Origin of the sequence: Burkholderia sp. Ac-20384 (assembly GCF_017104605.1) — a bacterium.
GTDB lineage: Bacteria > Pseudomonadota > Gammaproteobacteria > Burkholderiales > Burkholderiaceae > Burkholderia > Burkholderia lata.
This window is the reverse complement of record NZ_JAAGPE010000616.1, coordinates 1-1,670: the sequence shown is the minus strand read 5'-3', so window position 1 is coordinate 1,670 and position 1,670 is coordinate 1. Positions and strand designations below refer to the sequence as shown.

Here is a 1,670-nt window from a genome sequence, read left to right as displayed (position 1 = left end):
GATGGAATTCGGCGCCGGTACCGGCAAGCTCGCGGCCGGGCTGCTCGCGGCGCTCGACGCACTGGGCGCCGAACTCGACGAATACCTGATCGTCGACCTGTCCGGCGAACTGCGCGAGCGGCAGCGCGACACGATCACGGCCGCCGCACCGGCGCTCGCCGCGAAGGTGCGCTGGCTCGACGGGCTGCCCGAGCGGTTCGACGGCGTCGTCGTCGGCAACGAGGTGCTCGATGCGATGCCCGTGCGCCTGTTCGCGAAGGCGGGTGGCGGATGGCAGGAGCGCGGCGTCGCGCTCGACGCGCAGCAGGCGTTCGTGTTCGAAGACCGCGCGGCGGCGCCGGCCGGCCTGCCGCCGGTGCTCGCGGGTCTTGACGATGCGGCGGATGGCTACGTGACCGAGACGCACGAGGCCGCGCTGGCGTTCACGCGCACCGTCTGCACGATGCTCGGGCGCGGCGCGGTGCTGCTGGTCGACTACGGCTTTCCCGCGCACGAGTACTACCACCCGCAGCGCGACCGCGGCACGCTGATGTGCCACTACCGCCACCACGCGCACGACGATCCGTTCCTGTACCCGGGGCTTCAGGACATTACCGCTCACGTCGAATTCACCGGCATCTACGACGCGGCCGTCGCGACCGGCGCCGACCTGCTCGGCTATACGTCGCAGGCGCGTTTCCTGCTGAACGCGGGCATCACCGACGCGCTGGCCGCGATCGATCCGTCGGACATCCACGCGTTCCTGCCGGCCGCGAACGCGGTGCAGAAGCTGATCTCCGAAGCCGAGATGGGCGAGCTGTTCAAGGTGATCGCGTTCTCGCGCGGCATCGACGGCACGCTCGACGCGTTTGCGCGCGGCGACCGCTCGCACGCACTCTGACGGAGCCGACATGCTGCGCTGGCTGATGACGACGTTCGTCGCGGTGATGATCCTGACGCGCTGCTGGCCGTGGCTCGGCAAGCTCGGCATCGGGCGGATGCCGGGCGACGTCACGCTGACGCTCGGCGGGCGACGCTACCCGTTCCCGTTCATGTCGACGCTGGTGCTGACGATGCTGCTGTCGATGGTGGCGCGGCTGCTCTAGGGCCCGTTATTTGCGTGAACAGGCCCTGAGCCGCGCCTGAATGGCGGCGCGTTACAGCTCGATTTCGCCGAGGATCCGGTGCGCGAGCGCTTTTGCCTCGTCGAACGCTTCTTCCTCGCTGGGGCTCGTCGAGTGGACGTCGTAGCGCGTGTTCTCGGTGTCGTCCCCGTCGTCCCGCGCGAGGATCACGTAACCCTGGAACTGCCCGTTGCCCGCATGCTGGGTATGCGCCTTGGCCGTGTAGATGCCCTTCGTGAACGTGTTGGTGTCCATCGTGCTCTCCCGCAAAAGGACACTTCATCGTAGCACTGCGGCGCAGCATGTACAGCGCGGCTTATCGGTGACCGAACGGTGTCCGGTCGCCGTCTTCTCCATCACCGTTCGATCAGTGCGACGACCTCGTCGAGCGTGGGCGCGTGCGCGCCCGTATGCCGGCACGCCGCGGCGCCCGCTGCCAGCGCGAACACGAGATGTTCGCGCCACGTTCGCTGCGGCGCGGCCATCAGGCTGAACAGCATGCCGCCGATCGACGCGTCGCCCGCGCCGACCGTGTCGGCCACCTCGACGCGCGGCGGGCTGGCTTCA

General features: G+C 69.0%; 4 protein-coding genes. 2 read left to right on the top strand and 2 right to left on the bottom strand.

The window, feature by feature from the left end; all coding sequences use genetic code 11:
- Together G3O00_RS42325 and G3O00_RS42320 are read left to right on the top strand one after the other, a co-directional pair.
- Nucleotides 1-880: SAM-dependent methyltransferase (locus tag G3O00_RS42325; protein WP_206146560.1), on the top strand; the 880-nt coding region annotated here is incomplete at its 5' end.
- Between the two features lie 10 nt (nt 881-890).
- Nucleotides 891-1,085 (top strand): DUF2905 domain-containing protein, encoded by a 195-nt coding sequence (locus tag G3O00_RS42320; protein ID WP_011353425.1) that lies wholly within the window; start codon nt 891-893, stop codon nt 1,083-1,085.
- Nucleotides 1,086-1,136: 51 nt separating this feature from the next.
- Here G3O00_RS42320 and G3O00_RS42315 read toward each other — a convergent pair whose 3' ends face one another.
- Both G3O00_RS42315 and G3O00_RS42310 read right to left on the bottom strand, forming a co-directional pair.
- Nucleotides 1,137-1,358, bottom strand: a complete 222-nt coding sequence (locus G3O00_RS42315) for a hypothetical protein (protein ID WP_011353424.1) — start codon at nt 1,356-1,358, stop codon at nt 1,137-1,139.
- A gap of 101 nt (nt 1,359-1,459) precedes the next feature.
- Nucleotides 1,460-1,670 (bottom strand): PfkB family carbohydrate kinase (locus tag G3O00_RS42310; RefSeq protein WP_241025609.1); only part of this gene is annotated, 211 nt, incomplete at its 5' end.